Source organism: Sphingorhabdus sp. (assembly GCF_046596595.1).
Classification (GTDB): Bacteria; Pseudomonadota; Alphaproteobacteria; order Sphingomonadales; family Sphingomonadaceae; genus Sphingorhabdus_B.
Genome location: NZ_JBKJMB010000073.1, coordinates 1 through 22,583, shown reverse-complemented (window position 1 = coordinate 22,583; position 22,583 = coordinate 1). Strand labels below are relative to the sequence as shown.

19 protein-coding genes, 1 tRNA gene and 1 rRNA gene are annotated in these 22,583 nt (G+C 57.6%); 12 read left to right on the top strand and 9 right to left on the bottom strand.

Going from position 1 to position 22,583, the window contains the following annotated elements; genetic code table 11:
• Positions 1 to 14: 14 nt before the first annotated feature.
• Together rrf and ACLL9E_RS07585 are read left to right on the top strand one after the other, a co-directional pair.
• Positions 15 to 129, top strand: a 5S ribosomal RNA gene (rrf, locus tag ACLL9E_RS07590).
• A gap of 216 nt (positions 130 to 345) precedes the next feature.
• Positions 346 to 422: transfer RNA gene (locus ACLL9E_RS07585), tRNA-Met, on the top strand.
• A gap of 388 nt (positions 423 to 810) precedes the next feature.
• Here the strand turns inward: ACLL9E_RS07585 and ACLL9E_RS07580 are convergent.
• On the bottom strand, positions 811 to 1,164 hold the full coding sequence (locus ACLL9E_RS07580) for a low affinity iron permease family protein (RefSeq protein WP_411291134.1): 354 nt from the start codon (positions 1,162 to 1,164) through the stop codon (positions 811 to 813).
• 246 nt (positions 1,165 to 1,410) lie between these two features.
• On the opposite strand from ACLL9E_RS07580, the gene ACLL9E_RS07575 reads away from it, so the two are divergent.
• From ACLL9E_RS07575 to gloB, 9 genes are all read left to right on the top strand, one after another.
• Complete coding sequence (locus ACLL9E_RS07575) at positions 1,411 to 2,523, top strand: MBL fold metallo-hydrolase (protein ID WP_411291133.1); 1,113 nt, start codon at positions 1,411 to 1,413, stop codon at positions 2,521 to 2,523.
• Between the two features lies 1 nt (position 2,524).
• Positions 2,525 to 3,007 carry a GNAT family N-acetyltransferase gene (locus ACLL9E_RS07570; RefSeq protein WP_411291132.1) on the top strand — a complete coding sequence of 161 codons (483 nt, stop codon included), beginning with the start codon at positions 2,525 to 2,527 and terminating at the stop codon, positions 3,005 to 3,007.
• 317 nt (positions 3,008 to 3,324) lie between these two features.
• A complete protein-coding gene (locus ACLL9E_RS07565) occupies positions 3,325 to 4,413 on the top strand; it encodes a YjgN family protein (protein ID WP_411291131.1) in 1,089 nt (362 codons plus the stop codon).
• Between the two features lie 3 nt (positions 4,414 to 4,416).
• On the top strand, positions 4,417 to 5,502 hold the full coding sequence (locus ACLL9E_RS07560) for a M48 family metallopeptidase (protein WP_411291130.1): 1,086 nt from the start codon (positions 4,417 to 4,419) through the stop codon (positions 5,500 to 5,502).
• Positions 5,503 to 5,553: 51 nt separating this feature from the next.
• Positions 5,554 to 5,808 carry a DUF6356 family protein gene (locus ACLL9E_RS07555; RefSeq protein WP_411291129.1) on the top strand — a complete coding sequence of 85 codons (255 nt, stop codon included), beginning with the start codon at positions 5,554 to 5,556 and terminating at the stop codon, positions 5,806 to 5,808.
• Positions 5,796 to 6,566 carry an alpha/beta fold hydrolase gene (locus ACLL9E_RS07550; protein WP_411291128.1) on the top strand — a complete coding sequence of 257 codons (771 nt, stop codon included), beginning with the start codon at positions 5,796 to 5,798 and terminating at the stop codon, positions 6,564 to 6,566. Before ACLL9E_RS07555 ends, ACLL9E_RS07550 begins: the two co-directional genes overlap by 13 nt.
• A gap of 16 nt (positions 6,567 to 6,582) precedes the next feature.
• On the top strand, positions 6,583 to 7,368 hold the full coding sequence (locus tag ACLL9E_RS07545) for a tetratricopeptide repeat protein (protein ID WP_411291127.1): 786 nt from the start codon (positions 6,583 to 6,585) through the stop codon (positions 7,366 to 7,368).
• A gap of 116 nt (positions 7,369 to 7,484) precedes the next feature.
• Positions 7,485 to 7,925 carry a VOC family protein gene (locus tag ACLL9E_RS07540; RefSeq protein WP_411291126.1) on the top strand — a complete coding sequence of 147 codons (441 nt, stop codon included), beginning with the start codon at positions 7,485 to 7,487 and terminating at the stop codon, positions 7,923 to 7,925.
• A 2-nt stretch (positions 7,926 to 7,927) separates the two neighbouring features.
• Positions 7,928 to 8,650 carry a hydroxyacylglutathione hydrolase gene (gene gloB, locus ACLL9E_RS07535; protein ID WP_411291125.1) on the top strand — a complete coding sequence of 241 codons (723 nt, stop codon included), beginning with the start codon at positions 7,928 to 7,930 and terminating at the stop codon, positions 8,648 to 8,650.
• A 6-nt stretch (positions 8,651 to 8,656) separates the two neighbouring features.
• Here the strand turns inward: gloB and ACLL9E_RS07530 are convergent, their stop codons facing one another.
• The 3 genes from ACLL9E_RS07530 to ACLL9E_RS07520 are packed head-to-tail and all read right to left on the bottom strand — an operon-like array spanning position 8,657 to position 14,194.
• Positions 8,657 to 11,971, bottom strand: coding sequence for an error-prone DNA polymerase (locus tag ACLL9E_RS07530; protein ID WP_411291136.1), 3,315 nt, complete (start codon positions 11,969 to 11,971; stop codon positions 8,657 to 8,659).
• A complete protein-coding gene (locus ACLL9E_RS07525; protein ID WP_411291124.1) occupies positions 11,971 to 13,488 on the bottom strand; it encodes a Y-family DNA polymerase in 1,518 nt (505 codons plus the stop codon). Before ACLL9E_RS07525 ends, ACLL9E_RS07530 begins: the two co-directional genes overlap by 1 nt.
• Entirely contained in the window at positions 13,409 to 14,194 is a 786-nt protein-coding gene (locus ACLL9E_RS07520; RefSeq protein WP_411291123.1) for an ImuA family protein, read from the bottom strand. Before ACLL9E_RS07520 ends, ACLL9E_RS07525 begins: the two co-directional genes overlap by 80 nt.
• A gap of 94 nt (positions 14,195 to 14,288) precedes the next feature.
• Here ACLL9E_RS07520 and ACLL9E_RS07515 point away from each other — a divergent pair, with 94 nt between their 5' ends.
• The gene (locus tag ACLL9E_RS07515) at positions 14,289 to 15,752 is read left to right on the top strand and encodes a phospholipase D-like domain-containing protein (RefSeq protein WP_411291122.1); all 1,464 of its coding nucleotides are present in this window, start codon (positions 14,289 to 14,291) and stop codon (positions 15,750 to 15,752) included.
• Between the two features lie 2 nt (positions 15,753 to 15,754).
• Here ACLL9E_RS07515 and ACLL9E_RS07510 read toward each other — a convergent pair whose 3' ends face one another.
• From ACLL9E_RS07510 to ACLL9E_RS07490, 5 genes are all read right to left on the bottom strand, one after another.
• Positions 15,755 to 18,958, bottom strand: a complete 3,204-nt coding sequence (locus ACLL9E_RS07510) for an amidohydrolase family protein (protein ID WP_411291135.1) — start codon at positions 18,956 to 18,958, stop codon at positions 15,755 to 15,757.
• Positions 18,959 to 19,373: 415 nt separating this feature from the next.
• Positions 19,374 to 19,904, bottom strand: coding sequence for a peptidoglycan-associated lipoprotein Pal (pal, locus tag ACLL9E_RS07505; RefSeq protein ID WP_411291121.1), 531 nt, complete (start codon positions 19,902 to 19,904; stop codon positions 19,374 to 19,376).
• A 72-nt stretch (positions 19,905 to 19,976) separates the two neighbouring features.
• On the bottom strand, positions 19,977 to 21,350 hold the full coding sequence (gene tolB, locus ACLL9E_RS07500; protein ID WP_411291120.1) for a Tol-Pal system beta propeller repeat protein TolB: 1,374 nt from the start codon (positions 21,348 to 21,350) through the stop codon (positions 19,977 to 19,979).
• 4 nt (positions 21,351 to 21,354) lie between these two features.
• On the bottom strand, positions 21,355 to 22,239 hold the full coding sequence (locus tag ACLL9E_RS07495) for a hypothetical protein (protein ID WP_411291119.1): 885 nt from the start codon (positions 22,237 to 22,239) through the stop codon (positions 21,355 to 21,357).
• A gap of 4 nt (positions 22,240 to 22,243) precedes the next feature.
• Positions 22,244 to 22,583 (bottom strand): ExbD/TolR family protein (locus tag ACLL9E_RS07490; RefSeq protein WP_411291118.1); only part of this gene is annotated, 340 nt, incomplete at its 5' end.

Below are 22,583 nucleotides of genomic sequence, written 5' to 3'. Positions count from 1 at the left end.
CGCCTGCTTCATTGCTTGGTGACCATAGCGTTTGTGACCCACCCGATCCCATCCCGAACTCGGCCGTGAAACCAAACTGCGCCGATGGTACTACCGCTTAAGCGTTGGAAGAGTAGGGCGTCGCCAGGCATTGCAGCCGGCGCTCGTAATTTAAGTGATTTGGAAGAACCCATTCATAATGCAAAAGGCGGACCGCTGTCGTTCATTCGACGGATGTCCGCCTTTTTTCGTTTTGAACCTTAGGGTTCATTTGGCGCGGGATGGAGCAGCCCGCCGCCGTATCGCGAAAGCGATACGGGAAACAAAAAAGGCTTCCGGGCGACTGAGATGTCGCTTCGTTGGTGGCGCGGGATGGAGCAGCCCGGTAGCTCGTCAGGCTCATAACCTGAAGGTCGTAGGTTCAAATCCTACTCCCGCAACCAAACAAAACACCCGGCCTTGCGCCGGGTTTTTTGTTTGCCTGGGGCGAGTTGTGGATTTTCACCTGGTTCAGCCGGAGCCGCAAAGCGGCGGAGACCACGGCGAAGCCGTGAAATCCTACTCCCGCAACCAACGCAAAAGCTCAGCGGCAAAGCCGCATAGCGTTGCGTTGCCCCGGACCCGATCCGGGGCCCATGCAGATCAATAAAAAACGTTCAAAACAGGCCCCTCGCGGGGCCTTTTTTGTTGGCTTTGGCGACGGCTAGAGGTGGGCATTGTTTAACCGGACCAATGGGGACCCCATGTCGGAGACTCCAGCGAAGCCGCGAAATTCTCCGGTGCGTGCACGACGGGATGTGAACCGTCTCGCACAGCTCCGCCTACAACGCGTTAGGTTCGCGCTACCTTAAGTCGCTCGATCTCATCTTCCTCAAGATCTTCAATCCCCGCGATTTCGTCTCGTGCTTCCGACGTGGCGCGCACCAACTCGTCGAGCTTGGCATGCAAGGCTATGTCGCGCCGGTGGGACTCGGCTTCTCGCTCATTCTGTTTGTTGAGGACCATTTGCGACAAGGTTATTGCCATAATGGAGAGCGCAGCTGTCAAAACTTCCACAGGCAATCGCGCAACGAACCAGATGATGCAAAAAACGAGCAGTCCGATTTGCGCAAGTGGATCAGCGGAAATATCAGCTAATTTTGCCGATAATTTACATCCAATCCGGTTGAGTTGGTCCAGTGACAATGTCGGCCACTCCAATTTCTCTGTAAAGGTCTGTTTGCGCAATACCCGCGCAAGCGGGAAACGTCCGGTCCGCGAATTTGTTCATTCGTGCATCCGCGCAATGTTGGCTAACCTGCGTAAGCGCAATGATTGGCCAGCGTAAACAAAGCTCAGCCCCGATCAACCATAGCGGCAGCGTGTCTTGGCGGAACGTCTGCGGCTTAGGGGAAACTGCAATAATGTGTTACCATCGCGGCGGGGGTGCCTATGAACATTGACTATGCCCACTCTTTTGACAGACGCAAATTGCTTTTTGCCAGCGGTGCACTCGGCATTGCAACGGTGTTTCCGCGCGTTTCAAATGCTGCTTCGTTCAAGGTTCCGATAGTCGACGCGCTCACCCTGACCGTTATAACCGACAGCGGAACATTTGGCCCGTTTCTGCCCGACCTTGATTTGCCCGGGCTGAAAGTACTGCGCGCAGGCAACGGTATGCCGCCAGGATATACGCGAATGTCCCCAAAGTCATTGATGGGCGAGTTCGGGCTTTCTGTGCTTGCTGACTCCAAAATAGGGGCTGTCCAGCGCCGCGTCATCGTCGATTTCGGATATACGGCTGAGGTTCTCTCCAACAATATGGCGTTGCTCGGTATTGACGCAAATTCCATTGACTCATCGGTACTCAGCCACGGACATCTCGACCATTATGGCGGATTTACCGGCTTGTTCGGTGCCGAGGCAAAGCGTGATCGCTTCCTGCCCTTTTACGCAGGTGGTGAGGAAACGTTCTGCGAGCGTGTCGCCATGATCGGCAACCCGCCGCCCGTTATGGGAACGCTTGATCGCCGGGCTTTACGTACCGCAGGCTTCGACGTGCGTGTGGCGCCAAACCCTCAAATTGTGGCCGATCATGCCTTTACCACCGGGACAATTCCGTTGGAGACCAATGAACGAACCGCCATCCCGACGCGTATGCACCCCGGGATCGGCTGCGAACGGTCCAAATTGCGTGCAGACAAAAGCGACCAAAACGAAGTCTCCGACGACGGCGAACACGAAATTGCCACCTGTTACGCAGTCAAGGGGCTTGGCCTTGTCGTTATTGCCTCCTGCAGTCATCGCGGCGTGCTGAATTCGGTGCGCCGGGCACAGGCTATCAGCGGAATGACGAAAGTGCATATGGTCATTGGCGGATTTCATCTGGTTCGTCCGCGAACGCCAGAAGAGGCGCAACAGACCGTCGATGCATTTGCAACGATGGATCCCGATTATATCGTGCCGATGCACTGCACGGGCGAAGTCTTCATTGAACAAGCGCTTCGTCGATTTCCGGGTAAGATAATCAGGCCTTATGTCGGAACACGGTTCCAGATGGCGTAGCATGCCCCACCCCCACATCCTGACCTGGGCCACTCCCGCGGACCACGCTGCGCTCGCCGACGTCATCTTCGACGCCGTCCGCAACGGCCCGAGCAAATACACGCAAGCCCAACGCGTCGCTTGGGTTCCGGAACGGCGTGGCGGGCCGGAATGGGACGCGCGGCTCGCAGCAAAGGACATCGCAATTGGCCGCAATGGCACCCACATAATTGGGCTCATGAGCATTGAGCCTGGCGGTTATATCGACTTCGCGTTCATCCGCCCTGAGGCCCAAGGCACCGGCCTTTTCCGCGCGCTTTTCGAAATGGTCGAAGCGCATGCCCGCGCGCTGCAGGAACCGCGCCTTTGGGTGCATGCCAGCCTGATGGCTGAACCTGCCTTTGCGGCTGTCGGCTTTGCAGTCACCGAAAGCCAGATCGTGCAAATCGGCGGGCAGGACTTCAAGCGGGCGCTCATGGAAAAAATATTGATACCAATATGTTAGTTGCGCTTGCAATGTAGGATTTGCTTTGAGATGATGCAGATCAACCGGCCTTTAAGGCCACAAAAGCTCTTTCTTATTGCTGGATATATTAGAATTGCGCAAGGCTGGCAGTAACGTAACGGGCCGCGCGCAAATCGCGCTACGACCGTGCCTTTAACGCCAAGAGCAGAACCTTCCCGAAACCCGTTTAGGTGAGACCTTAGTGTGACCTTTCAACTTTCGTTTGCCCCGCATGTCCCTCAATCGTCAGCATTTGTTGACAAAGTGCCTTTATCCCCCGCATGTCTGATACATAGATTCAAGGGGGCAGCGCCACGATGAGCACCGATACCACGCATGATAACAGTGCTTTTCGTTTCCACGGCAGTTGGCAGGAATTTGCCAAAATTGCCTTTCCCAACCTGCTGCTGACGATCGTCACTTTGGGTGTCTACCGGTTTTGGGCAACCACGCGCGAACGCGAATATCTGTGGAGCAAGACGCAATTTATCGACGAGCGCCTGGAATGGACTGGTCGGGGGATTGAACTTTTCATTGGCTTCATTCTGGCGTTCCTGCTCATTGGTGTGCCGTTCATTATTATCCAGCTGGTGTCCCAAGGGCTGATTTTCCGGGGTGAGGCACTGATTGCGGGTTTGGTCACGCTCACCATGTTCCTGCTGCTGTTCTACCTGACCGGCATCGCCTATTTTCGGGCGCTGCGTTATCGCCTCAGCCGCACCTATTGGCGCGGCATCCGCGGCGGCAGCAACGATCCCGGCTTCCGATATGGGCTGTCCTATATGTGGAAAACCTTCGTGGGTTGGCTGCCGATATTCCTGCTGGTGCCGTGGTCGATGATTTCTTTGTGGAACGACCGGTGGAACGCCATGAGCTTTGGACCGCACCAGTTCAGCGCTAATGCGCAGTGGAAGCCGCTGATGAAGCGCTATTTGTTATTCTATCTTGTGCCGTTTCTGCTTTTGGTCGGCGGCGTGATTTTCGGTATTGCGATGGCTGCGTCCGGCGGAACGCCAGACGCGCTCGTCAATAGCGGCGCGGCGATTGGCGGTATCATGGTCGCAGTTGCCATTCTGTCTTTCTACATCGTCCTCCCGCTTGCGGCGCTTGCGTATTACAGCAAATATTTCCGGCTTGCGGTTGGCGGGTTGCGCCTGCACACGTTGGAATTCGACTTTCAGGCCCGCGCCGCCGACTGGATATTGTTTTTCCTCGGCAACGTCGCGATCGTCGTTTTCACTTTGGGGATCGGCTATATCTTCCTGCCCTATCGCAACTGGAAATTCTTCATCGACCATATGGAGGCATTTGGAGAGATCAATATCGACGACCTTACCCAATCGCAGACGATCGTTGAAAAGCATGGCGAAGGCTTGCTCGACGCGTTCGATGTAGGGGCGATCTAGTCCATGTCCGCCTTTTTCGATGCGACGCATTATGACGGGAAAAGCGCGGTAAAGCGCAAGGTGGAGGTGCAGGTCATTGGCCCGCAATTCTTCCTGCTTGAAACCGAGCGGCGGCATGGCCCCTTTGCCTTTGCTGACCTCAAATATGTAACGAAGCAGGGCGACGCCGACGTATATGGCCTTGAAGATGTTGATGGTTGGCGGCTGATGCTTTCGGGCCCTGTGCCTTCCGATCTCGTCGCCGCGCTGCCGCCCCAGCGCAAATATGGCAGCTGGGTGGACAGGCTTGGCTTTGGCAAAGCGGCGATAGCCTTCACGGTTGCAAGCGCCGCTGCTGTCGCCATTGTTCTGCTCAGTCCACAATGGCTCGCACCACTCATCCCCGGCAGCGTTGACCAGAGGCTTGGCGATGCGCTGGTGGGAGATTTCGGCGGGCGTTTTTGCAGTACGCCTGCGGGCGATGCTGCACTGAAAAAGCTTGTCGGCTCGCTCGATGCTGACCCCCAAGACCTTCAGGTGGAGGTTGCCAAGATCAATATGATCAACGCCGTCGCTTTGCCCGGAGGGAAAGTCATATTGTTTGATGGTCTTGTCAAACAGGCGCAATCGCCCGACGAGGTGGCTGGTGTCCTCGCGCATGAAATCGGGCATGTCCGCGAAAAACATGTGATGCAGGCGTTGCTTCGGCAAATGGGATTGGCCGTCGTGCTTGGCGGGATTGACGGCAACAGTGGCGCGCTCGTCAGCAACGTTTTGGCCATGAACTATAGCCGTGCATCCGAAGCTGAAGCCGATGCGCATTCGATGAAAGTGCTTGGTAGGGCAAACATCTCGCCTGTGGGCACAGCATCGTTCTTCGACCGGCTTTCGGAACTTGACGGCAGCGCTGGCGTGACAAAGAGCAGTGGCCTCACAAGCTATTTGTCCAGCCATCCGCTTTCGGGCTCGCGCAAGGCGGCATTTGAAAAAAGCATCGTCAAGGGCAAAAATTACGGGCCTGCACTTACTCCGGCGGAGTGGACCGCGCTGAAAATGATGTGCACGCAAGATCGAAAGGCGAAATCGGGGTTCGGCTTTGATTTTAAATGAACATGGCGTTAGGCTGAATTCGCACAACGTTATTTGCTAGGAACTTACCTCATGTTTAGCCGCCTTTTTGTCGATCATCCCAAAAGTGTCGACGAGAATTATGTGGAACATTTTGGTGTGGCGAGCCGCTTTGGCTTTGCGATGATCTGGGGCGGGATGAAGGCACTTGTGCACGCAATCATCCCCGGTCTGTGCATCACCTCGGGTAGCGATACCGTCAAGCGGCTCAACCATATCATGGTCGAACAACGCCGTGCAAAGGGGCAGGAGGTCACGCAGATGCTGACCGTGGATTGGGTGATCTAACCCGGTCTATCGCGGTGCCGACTGAAACAGCATTGGAATTCGCTACAAGGTCTGACGGCGTTCGTCTGGCCTATCGGTATGACAGGGGCGCTGGGCCAACGCTCATATTCCTGCCGGGATATATGTCCGACATGCAAGGGAGCAAGGCGCACGCCTTGGCAGCGTGGGCCGCGGGACAGGGGCGCGCAATGTTGCGCCTTGATTATTCGGGCTGCGGCGAGAGCGAAGGTGCGTTTGAAGACGGCACGCTTGATATCTGGCGCGACGATGTTCTGGCGGTGATTGCCGAAGCGCAGGTTAGTCCATGCATATTGATTGGCTCTTCGATGGGCGGGTGGCTCATGCTGCTGGTGGCCGAGGCGCTTGGAGCGGAGGTGTCAGCGATGGTTGGCATCGCGGCTGCCCCCGATTTTACCGACTGGGATTTCGACGAAGCCGATCGCGCCACGATAGCCACCAATGGCCGCATCGAACGGCCAAGCGATTATGGCTACGAGCCCATGCTGATCACGCACGCTTTTTGGCAATCGGGGCAGGGCAATCTGCGGCTTGGCGGCGACATCGCAATTGATTGCCCCGTGCGGCTGATCCACGGGCAATGTGACCCGGATGTACCATGGGAAACTTCGATGAAACTCGCACAGCAGCTTCGTTCATCCGATGTGCAGACGATTCTGGTAAAGGATGGCGACCACCGGCTTTCACGGGATCAGGATATCGCCCTTCTGATCGATACCGTCCAAAGGCTGGCCCGCTAAATTTGCTGGAGCCTTCATGCTGAAACTTTTGCCTCTCGTGTTGCTGGTTGCCGCGCCTGCCGATGCCCAGCCTCTGCCGACGCTAAACGAGGTCCAGTTTGAGGAATGCCTGAAGCTTGCCAGCAAAGATCCCGCGTCTGCCGTGTCGAGCGCAAGCGCATGGGCGCAGCAAAACGGCGGCTATCTGGCAAATGCATGCCATGGCTTTGCGCTGGCGACCGATTTCAAATTTGACCTTGCGGTGCCTATACTCGCCGAAGCAGCCAAGCTGGCAGATGAGAAAGGCGACCCGCGCGCTGCGGGTTTCTGGGCGCAAGCGGGCAACGCCGCGATTGCAGCAGGACAACCTGACATTGCGGTGGAGGCGCTGAACAAGGCGCTAGCGTCGGAGAGCCTAACGGGTGCGGAACGTGCCAATAGCGAGATTGACCGCGCCCGTGCGTTGGTGGCGCTAGGCAAAGGAGCCGACGCCGAAACGGCGCTGGCAACTGCGCGGCAGCTTTCGCCTGAAAACGGGACGGCATGGTTGTTGTCGGCGACATTGGCGCGGCGGATGAACAAATTGCCGGATGCGCTGACCTATATTCAAACCTCCGCTGCCTTGCTGCCGCGTGATCCGGCCGTCGCGCTTGAAGCTGGCAATATTGCCGTTGCCGCTGGCGATGAGGTTACCGCCCGCAAGCAATGGGAGCAGACGATCATCATTGCGCCCGAAAGCCGACAAGCGGTGACGGCTACCGCGCAGCTTGCCGCGCTGATAGCAGCGCCTTTGACAAAGCCAGCCGAGGCGCAATCCAGATAGCAACGGACAAGTGCGTTGGGCCGATACCTGCAGGCGTTACCCCCTCTTGCGTGGCTTGGCGCCAAGGTTCATGGAATATCATGAACTTTGTGATGTGATGAACGAATGGAATGAATATGCCGACGACTTATCTCCACACTATGATCCGTGTAACCGACCCTGTCGCGACGGTGGCTTTCTTTAAGCTCATTGGCCTTGAGGAAGTACGGCGCTTCGATCATGAGGCTGGGCGCTTCACGCTCATCTTTCTCGCGGCCCCCGGACAGGCTGGCCTTGCCGAAGTTGAACTGACGCATAATTGGCCGCCTGCTGATGGCAGCGCGCCTGAGGTGTATGACGGCGGACGCAATTTTGGCCATTTGGCCTATCGCGTCGACGACATTTACGCGACGTGCCAGCGATTGATGGATGCAGGGGTCACAATCAACCGTCCTCCGCGCGACGGGCATATGGCGTTCGTGCGGACTCCCGATGGCATTTCGATTGAGTTGCTGCAGGAGGGGAGTCTTGCGCCTGCGGAACCTTGGGCAAGCATGCCCAATGTTGGTGTGTGGTGAACATGCTTGAGATCGTCCGCATTCCGGTGCTGTCGGACAATTATGTCTGGCTGGTGCATGAAGCGCAAAGCGGAGAGACCTTGGTGGTTGATCCCGCGGTTGCTGCGCCTGTGCTTGCCGAGGCAGAGGCGCGGGGTTGGACGATTACGCAGATCTGGAACACGCATTGGCACCCCGATCATGTGGGCGGCAATGCGGAGATTAAGGCTGCGTCGGGATGCATCATCACGGGGCCTGCTGCCGAAGCTGAGCGTATATCCACGCTTGATGTGCTGGTGCGCGGCGGGGATGTGGTGCAGCTTGGGGATGTGCGAGCGACTGTTATTGATGTTCCTGCGCATACGGCAGGGCACATCGCGTATCACTTTGAAAGCGCGCACGCTGCCTTTGTCGGCGACACATTATTCGCTATGGGCTGTGGCCGCCTGTTCGAGGGAACTGCGGCGCAGATGTATGATAATATGCGCAAACTTGAGGCGTTGGGCGACGATACTGCGATTTACTGCGCGCATGAATATACGCTCTCCAACGCACGCTTTGCGGTGACTGTGGAACCGGACAATGTTGATCTCACGCGCCGTTTTGCTGAGGTAGTCGCTGCGCGTGAACGCGGCGATGCGACGGTGCCCACCACGATTGCGCTGGAGCGCGCCACCAACCCGTTCATGCGCGCTACGTCGGTTGAGCAGTTAGCAGTACGCAGGGCGGCAAAGGACGCTGCCTGAAGGGGCCTAATGAAAGTCGCGTGACTTGGGCAATATGCGCACGTCGCGCGGGTGACCATGACGCGGATAGACGGGCTGGGCAAATTCGTCCGACCGGCTAAGTGGCACATTGGGGTCGTGATCCTGCGACAGGCGCTCAAGCTCGTGCGAGCGATCAATGATCGTCGTGGCCATGAGGTGTACTACGCCTTCCTTGCTGCGTTGCACTTCGCCTTCAATGACCATCAACCGTGACGCCATAACAGCGCGGCGTTGCCGTTCGAACAGTCGCGACCATAATAAGGCGTTGGTAACCCCTGTTTCATCCTCGATCGTGATGAAGATGGCATTGCCCTTTCCGGGCCTTTGCCGCGTCAGCACTACGCCCGCAGTCTTGACTCGCGCCCCATGTTTTCCGGCATCGGTTTGCGCGCAGGTCAATATGCCCTCGCGCGCGAAAATATCGCGCAGGAACTCCATCGGATGCCCCTTCAGCGACATCCGCGTCATTTGATAATCGGCCGCGACATGTTCGCTGACCGGCATGATCGGCAGAGCAATCTCCGGTTCCTGCGCCAATTCCCGCGCATCTGCCGCAGCGAACAGCGGGAGCTCGTCTGATGGTGTCCGCCGTGCTTCCCAACCGCCTGCACGCCGGTCAAGCCCAATCGAGCGCAGCGCATCCGAATCCGCCAGCAAATGCAAGGCACGCGGCGGCAATTGGGCTTTGCGTGCCAGCTCTTCCAATGAGGCAAAGGGCCGTGCGGCTTCGATGGCGATGGCCCAATCTTTCTGGAATGACCCAATCTGCCGGAAGCCAAGCCGCAGGGCACCTGCTTCAATAATATTGTCCCAAGCGCTGAAATTCACATCAATTGGCCGCACGTCCACCTGATGCCGCCGCGCATCCTGCACAAGCTGCGCTGGCGCGTAAAAGCCCATGGGCTGCGAATTGAGCAAGGCCGCGGTAAAAATTGCCGGATGATGGCATTTCAGCCAGGATGATATGTACACCAGATGGGCAAACGCCTGCGCATGGCTTTCGGGGAAGCCATAGCTGCCAAAACCCTCAATCTGCTTGTAACAGCGCGCGGCAAAATCAGGCTGATATCCGCGCTGCACCATGCCATTGATCATCTTGTCCTTATACTCGGGCATTGTGCCGGAATTGCGGAAAGTCGCCATCGCACGGCGCAGTCCATTGGCCTCGTCCGGCGTGAAAGCAGCGGCCACCATTGCGAGCTTCATCGCCTGTTCCTGAAACAGCGGCACGCCATAAGTGCGGTACAATATGTCGTGCAATTCATTGGGGTCATGTGGAGGCGCAGGTGAAGGATACTCCACTTTTTCTTCGCCATTACGCCGCCGCAAATAAGGGTGGACCATATCGCCTTCGATCGGGCCAGGGCGGACAATCGCGATCTGAATGACCAGATCGTAAAACTCTTTGGGCCTAAGCCGCGGCAGCATGTTGATCTGCGCGCGGCTTTCAATCTGGAACGTGCCAATGCTGTCGCCCTTTTGCAGCATCGCATAGACCGCCGGGTCTTCGGCCGGAACGCTGTCGAGGGTGAAATCACCACCGCCCGTCTGCCGCAGCAGTTCAAAGCTTTTGCGGATACAGGTCAGCATGCCAAGCGCCAATATATCGACCTTAAGCAAGTTAAGCGCGTCGATATCGTCCTTGTCCCATTCGATGAAGGTTCGGTCGGCCATCGCGCCATTGTGAATGGGCACCGTTTCATCAAGCCGGTTTTCCGTCAGGACATAGCCGCCCACGTGCTGCGACAAATGGCGCGGGAAATCGAGCAATTCCCCGACAAAGGCATGTAGCCGGGCAATTTGCGGGTTTTCCGGGTCAAACCCTGCCTCGACCAAACGTGCCTCAGGCAAGTCCCTGCCAAAGCTGCCCCACACGGTGCCCGCCAGTCGCGCGGTGACATCTTCGGTCAGGCCGATGGCCTTGCCGACTTCGCGCACGGTGCTGCGCGGACGATAATGGATGACGGTCGCGGCAATGCCGGCGCGGTGGCGTTTAAACCGGCGATAGACATATTGCATCACCTCTTCGCGCCGCTCATGCTCAAAATCGACGTCGATGTCGGGTGGTTCATCGCGCTCTTCGGATAGAAAGCGCGAGAACAAAAGATTGTTGGAAACAGGATCAACCGATGTGATCCCAAGCAGGTAACAGATCACCGAATTTGCAGCGGAACCACGACCTTGGCACAATATCGGCGGGTCCTGCGTCCGGGCGAACTGGACAATATCATGCACCGTCAGGAAATAGCATGCGTAGTTTTTCTGGCGCACCAAATTAAATTCTTCTTCCAGCGCGCGCACCCATTTGGGGGGCAGGCCATCGGGATGGCGCCGGTTTGCCTCGCTGCGCACCAAATGCTCAAGCCAGTCTTGCGGCTCCCATCCATTTGGCACTGGCTCATTGGGATATTCATATTTCAACTGGTCTAGATCGAATGCGATTTGGTTCAGGAGGTTCTGGCTTTCCGCAATTGCTTCAGGTGCGCGCGCAAATAATCGGGCCATTTCCGCAGGCGATTTGAGATACCGTTCGGCATTGGCCTCAAGCCGGGTTCCGGCCTGGTCAACCGATACGCCGAGACGAATTGCGGTCAGAACATCGTGCAGTGGCCGCGCGGCAGTATCGGCGTAAAGCGCGTCGTTGACCGCAAGGATCGGGACGTCGCATTGCTTTGCGAGTGCGCGGTGCTCCTCAAGCGTGCGTCGGTCTTTGCCGTGGCCGTGCATCGTTATACCAAGCCAGACCCTATCCGGCGCAAGCTTTGCCAGACGAGCCAATATATCATCCAGCCGACTTGGTGTCGGCTCAACCAGACGCAATTTCTCGCCGCCATCGGCATGGCTATATTCCACGGGCTTTTTGTGCGGATTGGTCTCTTCGGCGGTGGAATGCGGCAATATGATCAGCAGCAAATCTTCCAGATATCCGGCCAGATCATCAAAGCGCAGGATGCAGCCACCCTTGGTCGCGCGCATATTTCCGACCGTCAGCAACCGGGTCAGCCGCCCCCAGCCTTTGCGGCTTTTGGGATAGGCAACAATATCGGGCGTGCCATCGGCAAAGACCAACCGGCTGCCCGTGACCAAGCGGAAACCGGACGGAAGCGCATCTGCGGCCTTCGCCTTTTTGACCGCAACCCAAGCACGGACAACGCCGGCAACGCTGTTCCGGTCGGCAATGCCAATCGCGGTCAGCCCAAGCGCAGCGGCCTGGAACACCATATCGGCGGGGTGCGATGCCCCGCGCAGGAAGGAGTAATTGGTGGCGGCAACCAGCTCGGCATAGACTGGTGCGTGCATCACGCAAACAGGCCGTGCAGATACCAGATCGGCGCATCGGTTTCGGAATATAGGCCGTGGCGGAACAACCAGAAACGCCGCCCTTCGCTGTCCTCGACACGATAATAATCGCGGGTAGGTCCACCTTTACCGTGCTCATGCCCCGCCTTGCGCCGCCACCATTCGGCAGCAATGCGTTCCGGGCCTTCATAGGCGACAATATGGTGCAGGCACTTGCGCCAACGGAACTGCCGCGGTGGGCCATCGGGGATGGATGCCAAGGCCTCCACACGCTGTGGTGTTTCAAACAGACGAAATGGCCGCATCGGTGGTTCCGCTTTGCTGGGCTTTGGCCAATCCTTCTGCGGCTGGCCAGACTGCGCGGCGCATTCGACCACGGCGCGTTCCGGGATATGGCTGTTGCGCTCTTCAAAATAGCGCACCCGGTCACTCCCGAGCCTTACACTCAACCGGTCAATCAGCGCAGCGGTTTGCGTCGCCCTGTCGACTTTTGATTCAAGCCCTACTTGTGATGGCAGCAAAATATCGACCGTCGGCACCGCGAGCTGAATGAGATCATAGCCGAAGCCGGGATCAAGCGGGTCGGAAAGCCCATCAATTCGTTCGCGGATCAAGCGCATCAGCAAGGCGGAGTCGCGGGTGGGTGCGCCGGTGTCGACGGCTAATCGAGCGACATGGCCATCGCTTCGAAACAGGCTGACCTCAAACCGGCGGCCACCTTGGCTGCGTTCGTTCAACTGCGCAGCGGCGTTTCCCGTCAGCGTTGCGATGGTATCGAGGACATCATTCGTGCGCGAAACAGGCTCAGCGAAATTTTGCGTGACACTAATGAAGGGTAAATGGCGGCGTGGGGTGATGCGTGCGTCCTCTTCCTCCAGCAACCGCGCCAGTTTGGCGACTGTCGCCTTGCCAAAGCGTGCGGCAAAAGGCTTGCGCGGACGGCAGGCCAAGTCCTTCAAGGTTTTGAGGCCAGCGCGCCGCAAGGCCTGATGCACTTTGGCTCCCGCATCCAATGCTTCGACCGGTAAGGCGTGAATCGACGATTTGGCATATCGTGCCTTGGCCCGCGCGCTGTCAGGGGTCGCACCCAAGGCAATCTGGCTGCTTAGACCCTGACGCCGCAACCGTTGCTTTAAATCCTTGGCGAGGTGCACTTCATCATTGCCAAAGAGGTGGGTGCAGCCAGTTATATCCATTAACAGCCCTGCTGGCGGGTCAAGCATGCAGGCAGGGCTATAGCGTTCGGATGCGTCCGCCAACTTGCCAAGCAAGTCGAGGTCCGCCGCGGGATCGTGATCAAACACGGCCAAGTCAGGCACCCGCGCGCGGGCATCGGCCAGCGCCATCCCTGCGCTTAAGCCCAGCGAGAGCGCCACTGGATCACAGGCCGCAAGCCGCATCGCCCCGCGTTGTTTTTCGACCATAGCAAAAGGCGTGTCAGGCGCGGAACCGTTGCTGCGGACCAGCCTCTGTGTCGGTAACAATGGCAGAAAGACCGCCAGATAGCGGCGTGTCAAAAAAGCTTCGTGTTGCATGATCCCAGGTCACTCTTGCCTCGAAAGGTGCCGTGCCCGCGCGATGGCGCAGAAGGCTGATGTTGAAGGTTGGCAGGCCGGGCGCGTTGCCCGGTAATGGCACCGATGGCGCAGAAGATATCCGCCAGCGGGTGCTCGCCGCACTTGGCATGGGGACGGCATCCCCGCGTACCAGCAAAGCCAATACCCCCGTTTCCGCTGCAGCCAGTGCCAAGCGGCGAGTCGATGTCAGGTCAACCAAACGGGCATTGCCATGCGTTTCCAGAATGACCGCACTTGCGGCCTTTGACCGGATAGCATCGGCCGCTGCACGCAGTGCGTCGCGCAGGTCGGCGGTCTGCACCAGCAATATCCGCGAAGGATTGCCCCCCATCCCGGACAACCCATAAGGATATAGGCGTCCGGACGTCTGACGTTCCTTGTCTCCGGTTATCCAGAATATGCCTGCGTCGCTTTCGGGCAAACGCCATGCCAGCAACAGCGCAAACGCGGCCGCCGCATGCGAGTCGGCTTTTGCCCCGCCGAAAAATTCATGAAGCCCCGCCTGAGCTATTCCACCGCGCAATCGTTCGTCGACATAAGGCGCCCCCATGGCCAGCAAGGGTTGCGACGCGCTTGACTGATATTGCTTCCAACTGCCTTGCAGCGAAGTAAGAACAGTTGCGGGTGGATTCGTTTTTATGTTCATGTTTTGTTCCATACTCCATTTTTCACAGATGTGGAGTCAGCTTTTTTGGTTCTGAAATGGTTTAGCACGCTATAGAAGTGTAACTGGAGGATGCATGCGCACAGATATATCGGAAAGTAGCAGTATCTGGCGTCATGCGAAGGCAAGTCGTGCCCATCCCGTGGTCGATGCCGCGCCTTATTTTGAGATCATTCAGGCTGCGATGATGAACGCTCAACATCGCATCATGCTTATCGGTTGGGATTTCGATACCCGAATCGATTTAAGCCGCAGCCGCCGGAAAAAGGGTGACCCGCCAAAGCGCTTGGGTGACTTCATTCTGTGGCTCGCGGATCGGACACCCGGTCTCGAAATCAAGTTGCTGAAATGGAATATCGGCGCGCTTAAAATGCTTACGCGCGGTTCCACAATGGTCGACGTTGCCAAATGGGCGATGCACGACCAAATCCAGTTCAAGCTCGATAGCGCGCATCCCGTCGGTTGCAGCCATCACCAGAAAATCGTTGTTATTGACGACAAAATGGCGGCCTGCGGCGGAATCGACATGACTGCCGACCGTTGGGATACGCCTGACCATATCGATTATGATCCCAAGCGCAGGCGTCCCAATGGCAAGCTATACGGCCCTTGGCACGACATCACTATGCTCGTTGAAGGCGAGGCAGCAGCTGCGCTTGCCGAACTCAGCCGCGCGCGATGGGTGCTGGCGGGGGGTGATCCGCTTGAACCATGTCCCGCCGATGCAAAATCCCCTTGGCCAGAATTTTTACAGGCCGAATATCAATTTGTAGAAATGGGCATCGCCCGCACGCGCGCCGCCTATAAGGATGTCGGCGAAATCCGCGAAATTGAGCATCTGTTTCTGGAGCAAATCGCGCGTGCCAAAAAATTCATTTATGCCGAAAATCAATATTTTGCTTCACCCAAAATCGGCGATGCTATTGCCCGCCGCATGGCGGAGGACAACCCGCCCGAAATCATCATTGTAAACCCAAAGACCGCCGATGGCTGGCTGGAACAAAAGGCGATGGACGGCGCGCGTGCCCAATTGATCCGCGCCATCGGCAAGCATGACAAGAACAACCGGTTCAAAATCTATGTTCCACATACCAAGCTTGGCGAACCCATTTATGTGCATGCCAAAATGATGATTGTAGACGACGAAATCCTGCGGATCGGTTCGGCCAATATGAACAACCGGTCGCTTGGCCTCGACAGCGAATGCGACATCTTCATCGACAGCACGCGCCCCGGCAACGAAAGCGCCGCGCCGCGCATTCGCATGATGCGCGCCACTTTGCTGGCGGAGCATTGCGGACTGGCGGTCGAGAAAGTCGCCGAACTGCTGAGCAATGGCACTTCGATGCGCGACATTATCGATAATGAAACAGGCAATGGCCGAACGTTGCGTCAGCTCGACCTGCCCGAACTCACCGAGGCAGACAAGGCGTTGGCCGACAATGCAGTTCTTGACCCGGAAAATCCTGATGAAATGTTCGAACCATTTTCCAGCCCGGGATTATTCGCCCGGGCCAGAAAATTGCATGCACCTGGCTAAGCTTATTCCCAATAATAAGGCATGCGCTTGCGCGATCCGGTAACCTCTTCGTTCAATGTGCCCGCATCGTACAAACGCCCGCCAATCATAACCTTGGCCACCTTGTCCGAATTGCGGATATCGACGCTTGGGTCGGCATCAAGAACGACAAGATCGGCCAGCTTGCCTGCTGCGATTGAGCCAACATCCTTGTCATAACCAAGCGAGCGCGCTGACTCAATCGTGCCAGCGGCCAGAGCTTCAACCGGCGTCATGCCACCACGCACGAAAGACCAAAGCTCCCAATGCGCGGCAATGCCTGCTTCCTGGCCGTGTGCGCCGATGGATACAGGAACGCCGAGCTTGGCAAGCTTATGTGCCTCACGCGCGCTGTTGTCGTCGACATAATCCTCTTCGGGCGCGATCTCGCGGCGGGCATTATTGGCGGCAAGCTCGGCTGGCGGATAATGCTTGGCCATCAATGGATGACGGAACACATCGGTATGCGACCGCCAATAAGGATCACCTGCCGGGCCGCCATAGGTCACCACGAGGGTCGGCGTGTACCCGACCTTCGACTTTGAAAAGAACTGCAACACATCATCATAGAAGATGTCGAGCGGGATATTGTGTTCAAGCGTAGTGTTGCCGTCGGCGATGAGGTTCATATCCATACCGAACAATGACCCACCTTCGGCCACCGAGCGCATATTCTCCTGAAGCGCCGCAGCAACCACTTGCTGGCGCTGTTCACGGCGTGGCTGGTTGTAGTTTTTCACACTATGCGCGCCCTGCGCTTTCAGCCGGCGGACATGCGCCAGAGCGTCATCCAGGCCATTGATTTCGGCATAGACGTCTGCCGCCTTTGCACCATAGACGATTTCGCCTGTCGAAAATGATCTCGGGCCGACGATGAGGCCAGCGCGCTGCATCTCCAACGCAGGAAAGACCGTTGCCGCGCTGCTCGACGGGTCATGGCGTGTGGTAATACCCATGGCGAGGTTGAGCATATTCACCCAATTCTGCTGCGGGGTCATTTCGTCACTGCCATGCGGGCCGTGCGCATGGGCATCGACGAGACCGGGAATGATGGTCTTGCCAGTGACATCAACGGTCTTTGCGCCCGCAGGTATGGCGAAATCGCCCGCCTTGCCCACGGCCTTGATCCGGTCGTTTTCCACCAGGATGACCGCATTGTCGATGATCCCGCCGCTCTTGTCGGCCATTGTAACAACCCGCGCGCCAGTGAAGGCCACCAATCCCGTCGGACGGTCCGACTTGATCGTCATCGAAAGCGATATGCCGTCCTTTGGCGGGACGAATTTGACTGGCTTGGCGTCTTTTGCAAGGGGGCCATTAGGGTAAAAGGCGTTGGTCTGCGCGGTGTAGACCGTCGGACCAATCGCCCAATGTAACGCGTCGCCATTGCGGCTCCAATGCATATAATCTGCGCCGCCATTGCTGACCTTCACCACGGGAAGCGCGCCTCCTGAAGGCGAGGCAGTCACTTCCTGTGTGCCCGGCATCAACGGCATGACAAAGGCTTCATAATTCTGGCGGAAGGCAAAGTTGTTGCCGTCGGGCGATACTTCGTAAATCGTGGTCAACTCACCGCTTGCGTGGTTACGCTTCGCTTCGCCATTCATATCCACGCTGACGAGCAAGCGCTTGTTCGCGCCGGACTCCGTGAAAAACAGCCTGTCATTGGATGCGCCAAAATGCGGAGTCGTGCCGCTTTCGCTGATCCGCGCTGGCGCACCACCAGCGGCAGAAATGCGGTAGATGCCGGGCTGGTCAGACCGCGACGGCGACGTCAGGCCACCACCTTCCTGCTTTTCAAACACGATAACCTTGCCATCTGGCGAAAAGCGCGGACGGGCATAATGACCGGGCTGCGTGGTTACCGTCTTGGGGCTGCCGCCGCTTGCGCCGACGGTGACGATATGGCCAAGGCCCTTATCTGTCCAATCGACATAGGCGATGGTTTTGCCATCGCGCGACCATGTAGGATACACTTCCATGTCGGTGGCGGAGGAGGTTAAACGCCGTGCTGCGCCGCCTGCTGCTGGCTTAAGCCACAATTTGCCCATGGTTTCGAACAATATTGTCCGGCCGTCGGGTGACGTGGCAACGCCGCGCGGCATGTGCGTCTGGAATTCGGTAGGCGCAACCTCAATCGGTGGACGTGGCGGGTCAATGACGTCGCGCGTGTCGGAAATGCGGAACGGGATGACGCTGGTTGCGCCGCTTGGCCAATCGACCTTGCGCATCTTGCCACCGGCCCAGAAGTAAATGGACTTGCTGTCGGGCGACCAGTCCATGTTCGGATAGACACCCGTCACAGCCCAGGTTTCCTGAACATCCTGATCAAGCGCGTCATAAATTTTGCGCTCTTCGCCGGTGCTCAAATCTTTCACATAAAGTTTGGATTTTGTAAGTTCGCGGCGCACAAATGCGATTTTTTGCCCGTCGGGCGAAGGCGTCGGACGCACCGAGCCGCCAACGCCGGAAACCGCCGTTTCGGTTTTGCCGGTGTCGATTTCGTAGCTTTCAATATTGAAAATCTGGCCGTTGGAATCCTGCGCATATTGGAAGATCGGACCCGGCGTGATGTTGCGCGTGAAGTAAATATGCTTGCCATCGGGCGCAAATATCGGTTCGCCCAATTCCTTCTGGTGTTGCTCATTGGGCCGTTTGACGAGCTGCACACCACCGCCGCCCGAAACATGGTACAACCAGATTTCGCCCGTTCCAAGCGAGCGACCAGTGGTGAAATGCTTCTTGGCAGCTATGAAGCGGCCATCGGGGCTCCAGCTTGGCTGGTTGAGCAAGCGGAAATCCTCTTTACTCATCTGCCGTTTGTCCGAACCGTCGCGGTTCATGATCCAGATATTGTCGCCGCCGCCACGGTCCGAAGTAAACGCGATGCGCGTGCCGTCGGGTGAAAAGCGGGGCTGCGTTTCAAAGGGCAGACCTTCCGCAATTCTCGTTGGCGCGCCACCCGTTACGGGGATCGTGTAAATATCGCCCAGCAGGTCGAACGCGATTGTCCGGCCATCGGGGCTGACATCAAGGTTCATCCATGAACCTTCGTCGGTGTCGATGTTGATCTGCCGCAAAGTGAGGCTCGGAGGCGCCGCGACATCCCATTTGGGCGCTTTTTCCTCAACGGCTACGGCGGGCGCCGCTGCTGGTGCAGGTGTCTGTGCAAAAACCGAAGCAGGCATGATCGCCGTGCCCAGCAACAAGAAGGATTTGATGTAATTTTTCACGGATGAGGCTCCCCTGCCATTTTTATGTCGTTCAGGCTGTCATGCCTATCGCCAGACCGCAAGCATGTATTGCCGCTTCGACAACCCGAACTTTGTTTTCGGCAAACGACAATGAAATGTCTGTCTTGGCTGAAGGGGGCACGGCCGACTGCGGGTTTCCGCCGGAAGGTCACACTAAGGTCTCACCAAAATGGTTGAGCAACGCCCCGCTTCATTGCCCGAAAATAGAGTCTGGCCGACAGGTAAAGAGCACGGACGATGAGAAAGAGCGCCGAAGGACCAAAAGGCCCTGCCGACGCTCTTCTCAAATCAAATCCAACATTTCAAGCGATTGTTTTCATTCTAAGATTCAATGAAAACATCACGTTGCCTAGCGAACGGTCACCGTGACTGCGCGCCGGTTTTGGGCCCATGCCTGCTCGTCCGACCCAAGCGCAAAAGGCCGCTCTTTGCCATAGCTGACGGTCTGGATACGGCTGGAGTCCACGCCAATCGAAACCAGATAATTTTTGGCGGAATTGGCGCGGCGTTCACCCAAGGCAAGATTGTAATCGCGTGTCCCGCGCTCGTCGGCATGGCCTTCGACGATGACGCGTGTGTTGGGGTATGCGGCGAGCCACTGCGCCTGGCGCTGCAATGTGGCCTGATCCTCGACGTCGACGTTAAAACGGTCGGTGTCAAAAAGGATGCGGTCGCCAAACTGGCCAACCTGCTGAAGGAAATCTTCCTGACTGCCCGGGACAATCTGGCCGGTTCCGGCATTTGGATCCGTCTGCGTTTGGCCATCGTCGGTGCCTTCCGCAGCGGGCGGCAACACATCGACCTTTTTCTTGCCGCAGCCCGCGACCAGTGCGGTCGATGCCAGTAAAATGGCTGCCATCTGGATCGTCTTATTCTTCATGGTCTTCTCCTTTAGACTTGGCCCGCCAAGTATGCGGGATATGGATTTGCGTCCTGCAAGAGTAAAATGCAGCTACGGCAGCACGGGTCCCCATGCCGGGTCTGAACCATCAACTGGCGTTGGCAACTGGCGTTCGTTGGAACTCGTTAAGTCCACTTGCCATATGCTTGTCTTACCACTTCCCTTGGCCGTACGGAAGAACTGGATGACGCGGCCATTAGGGGCCCATGTCGGTGCCTCATCCTGCCAGCTATCGGTCAGCAGCCGTTCGCCCGAACCATCGGGGCGCATCGTGCCAACGCGGAAGTCACCGGCAATGCGGGTATAGGCAATAAGGTCAGCGCGCGGGCTCCATTCGGGCGTTGCATAACGGCCCGAGCCAAAGCTGATCCGCCGCTGGTTGCTGCCATCTGCGTTCATCACGTAGATTTGCTGGCTGCCCGAACGGTCGCTCTCAAACACGATCTGCCGGCCATCGGGCGAGAAACTGCCGCCGACATCAATGCCGGGCGAGCTCGTCAGTTTCACCGGCGTGCCACTGCCCGTTGCCGGGATTTTGTAGACATCGGTGTTGCCGGAAACTGCCATCGAATACAGGATCGTCTGGCCATCAGGCGACCAGCGCGGGGCAAAGGTCGGGTTAGTCGATTGCGATATCAGGCGCTGACGTCCAGCGTCGATATCATACACATAGATGCGGGGATTTCCGTCGACATAGGACAGATAGAGGATTGATTTGTAATTGGGCGAAAAGCGCGGCGTCAGCGCGGTCGACTGGCCATTGGTGATGAAGCGGTGGTTAGCGCCGTCCGAATCCATGATCGCCAACCGCTTGATCCGTTTATTCTTGGGACCCGTTTCGGCGATATAAGCAATGCGGCTGTCGAAGAAAGGCAACTCTCCGGTCAGTCGTGAGTAGATCGCATCGGCGCATTTGTGCGCGGCGCGGCGCCAGTCACGCGGCGGCACGTTGAAGCCAAGCCGTGTGGTTTCATTGCCAAAACCGACATCATAAAGATAACAACCAACGGTCAGATTGCCGTCGCCGCCAACGCGGACAAAACCTTGGACGAGTTGCTCCACCGGACGCGATTTCCAGTAATCGAATTGCGGCGACGTAACCTCAGGCAAGGTGATGGCGCGCAGGCCATTTGGCCCCTGCGTTTCGAACACGCCTGATGCCCGAAGGTCGGAAGATATGACCTCGGCGATTTGCCGCCCGAGCGCCGCGCTGTTGCCAGCCGGTGTGTCCGCTGGAGCTGGTGCGACCAATGCGGGTACCGCGATGGAACGGGTTTTGGAGGTGTCGAACTCCACCAGTTCCGGTTCGTCCGATGCAGCGGGTACAGGTGGCGGTGTTTGTGCGATCGCCGCTTGCGTGCCTAAGATCAAAAGCAGAAAGGCCGCAAGTTTCCGGGTCAGTGCGAAGATTGCCATGGTTTTCATTCCTTTATCCGGTGGCGCGCAAGCGAAGCGCGTGGCTTTTCCAAACGTCATGATATTCCGGGTCAAGCCCGTCATATGGCGATGCAGCGCGTACGGCCTGCAGGATGCAATCCTTCAACGGCCCGGCCTGTGGTTGGTTGCTGTCGTTCAGACCAGTCTGCTTGTCAAAACGTACCGAGGTCAGTTTGCCCGATGGCTCAAGGCTCAGCGTCACGAAGGTCTCGATCTTATTGATGTCGACGCCCGATGGCGCACAGGCACGCACGCGGCTGCGGATTTGGCCAGCGATGCTGATACCGACCGAGCGGCGCACTTCAGTCGCGGATTTCGCGGCAGGCGTGCCTACGGCCTTGCCCGCGCCGGGGGCCTTGCCGATATTGCTGATGCTGTCTTCGAAACTGCGGCTCAGTCCGCCCGGCTTGGCTGGCGTCGTGCCCTTTCCACTTACCGCAGCCGCTTTGCCGGTTTTGGGTGTTGCCGCAGCGGTTTTTACAGGCTTGGCAGCTGCCTTGGCGGGCGGTTGCTTTACCGGCTCCTTTTTCGCGGCGACCTTGGCAACTGGCGGGGCGATGTTCGGCTTGGCTGGCTGGGGAATTGGCTTTGCCTGTGGTTTCTCCACAGGTCTTTCGATCTGCATCGCTGCGGTCGGGGCAGGTGGTGGCTCGGCAGGCGCGGTATCGCCCGGGGCTGGGGGCGCTGATTCCTCCTGAATCGCGTCTGGCGCGGACGACACATCGGAGACCTCACCAACGAGTGAAACCGAGATGGCCTCCTGCTTGGGCGCGGTGTCTGCAGCGGCGAGAAGGCCAAGCGCAAATGCGCCCAGCAAGAGGCTGTGGCCGCCAAGTGCCGCGCCAAGTCCCAGTTTCTCCGCCCTATCCATTGCCATCTTGTTAGTTTTCGCTTGATGAACCGGTGGTGACCAGGCTTACGCTGTTCAATCCGGCGCGGTTCAGTTCCCCCATCACGCGCATCATCTGCCCATAGCTGATCGCTGTATCTCCGCGCAGCATGATCTGGCGCGGGTTGTCGGGTTCTTGCGCGCCAGCAATTTCCTCAAGCCTTGTGGCCAGTTCGGCAGGAGCAACTTGTGTGCCGTCAATGAAGGTGACGCCATCGCGGTCAATCGCGATTTCGATGGGCTCATCCTTTTGGTCAAGCGCGTTGGCGCGGCTTTCGGGTAACTCGACAGGGACGCCAGTGACCAGCAACGGCGCGGTTACCATGAAGATG

Excerpts from the sequence above, each read along its gene's own strand:
- ACLL9E_RS07575 (WP_411291133.1), top strand. The coding sequence starts at position 1,411 with ATGAACATTGACTATGCCCACTCTTTTGACAGACGCAAATTGCTTTTT.
- ACLL9E_RS07570 (WP_411291132.1), top strand. The coding sequence starts at position 2,525 with ATGCCCCACCCCCACATCCTGACCTGGGCCACTCCCGCGGACCACGCT.
- ACLL9E_RS07565 (WP_411291131.1), top strand. The coding sequence starts at position 3,325 with ATGAGCACCGATACCACGCATGATAACAGTGCTTTTCGTTTCCACGGC.
- ACLL9E_RS07560 (WP_411291130.1), top strand. The coding sequence starts at position 4,417 with ATGTCCGCCTTTTTCGATGCGACGCATTATGACGGGAAAAGCGCGGTA.
- ACLL9E_RS07555 (WP_411291129.1), top strand. The coding sequence starts at position 5,554 with ATGTTTAGCCGCCTTTTTGTCGATCATCCCAAAAGTGTCGACGAGAAT.
- ACLL9E_RS07545 (WP_411291127.1), top strand. The coding sequence starts at position 6,583 with ATGCTGAAACTTTTGCCTCTCGTGTTGCTGGTTGCCGCGCCTGCCGAT.
- ACLL9E_RS07540 (WP_411291126.1), top strand. The coding sequence starts at position 7,485 with ATGCCGACGACTTATCTCCACACTATGATCCGTGTAACCGACCCTGTC.
- gloB (WP_411291125.1), top strand. The coding sequence starts at position 7,928 with ATGCTTGAGATCGTCCGCATTCCGGTGCTGTCGGACAATTATGTCTGG.
- ACLL9E_RS07530 (WP_411291136.1), bottom strand. The coding sequence starts at position 11,971 with ATGCACGCACCAGTCTATGCCGAGCTGGTTGCCGCCACCAATTACTCC.
- ACLL9E_RS07520 (WP_411291123.1), bottom strand. The coding sequence starts at position 14,194 with ATGAACATAAAAACGAATCCACCCGCAACTGTTCTTACTTCGCTGCAA.
- ACLL9E_RS07515 (WP_411291122.1), top strand. The coding sequence starts at position 14,289 with ATGCGCACAGATATATCGGAAAGTAGCAGTATCTGGCGTCATGCGAAG.
- ACLL9E_RS07510 (WP_411291135.1), bottom strand. The coding sequence starts at position 18,958 with ATGCCTGCTTCGGTTTTTGCACAGACACCTGCACCAGCAGCGGCGCCC.
- pal (WP_411291121.1), bottom strand. The coding sequence starts at position 19,904 with ATGAAGAATAAGACGATCCAGATGGCAGCCATTTTACTGGCATCGACC.
- tolB (WP_411291120.1), bottom strand. The coding sequence starts at position 21,350 with ATGAAAACCATGGCAATCTTCGCACTGACCCGGAAACTTGCGGCCTTT.
- ACLL9E_RS07495 (WP_411291119.1), bottom strand. The coding sequence starts at position 22,239 with ATGGCAATGGATAGGGCGGAGAAACTGGGACTTGGCGCGGCACTTGGC.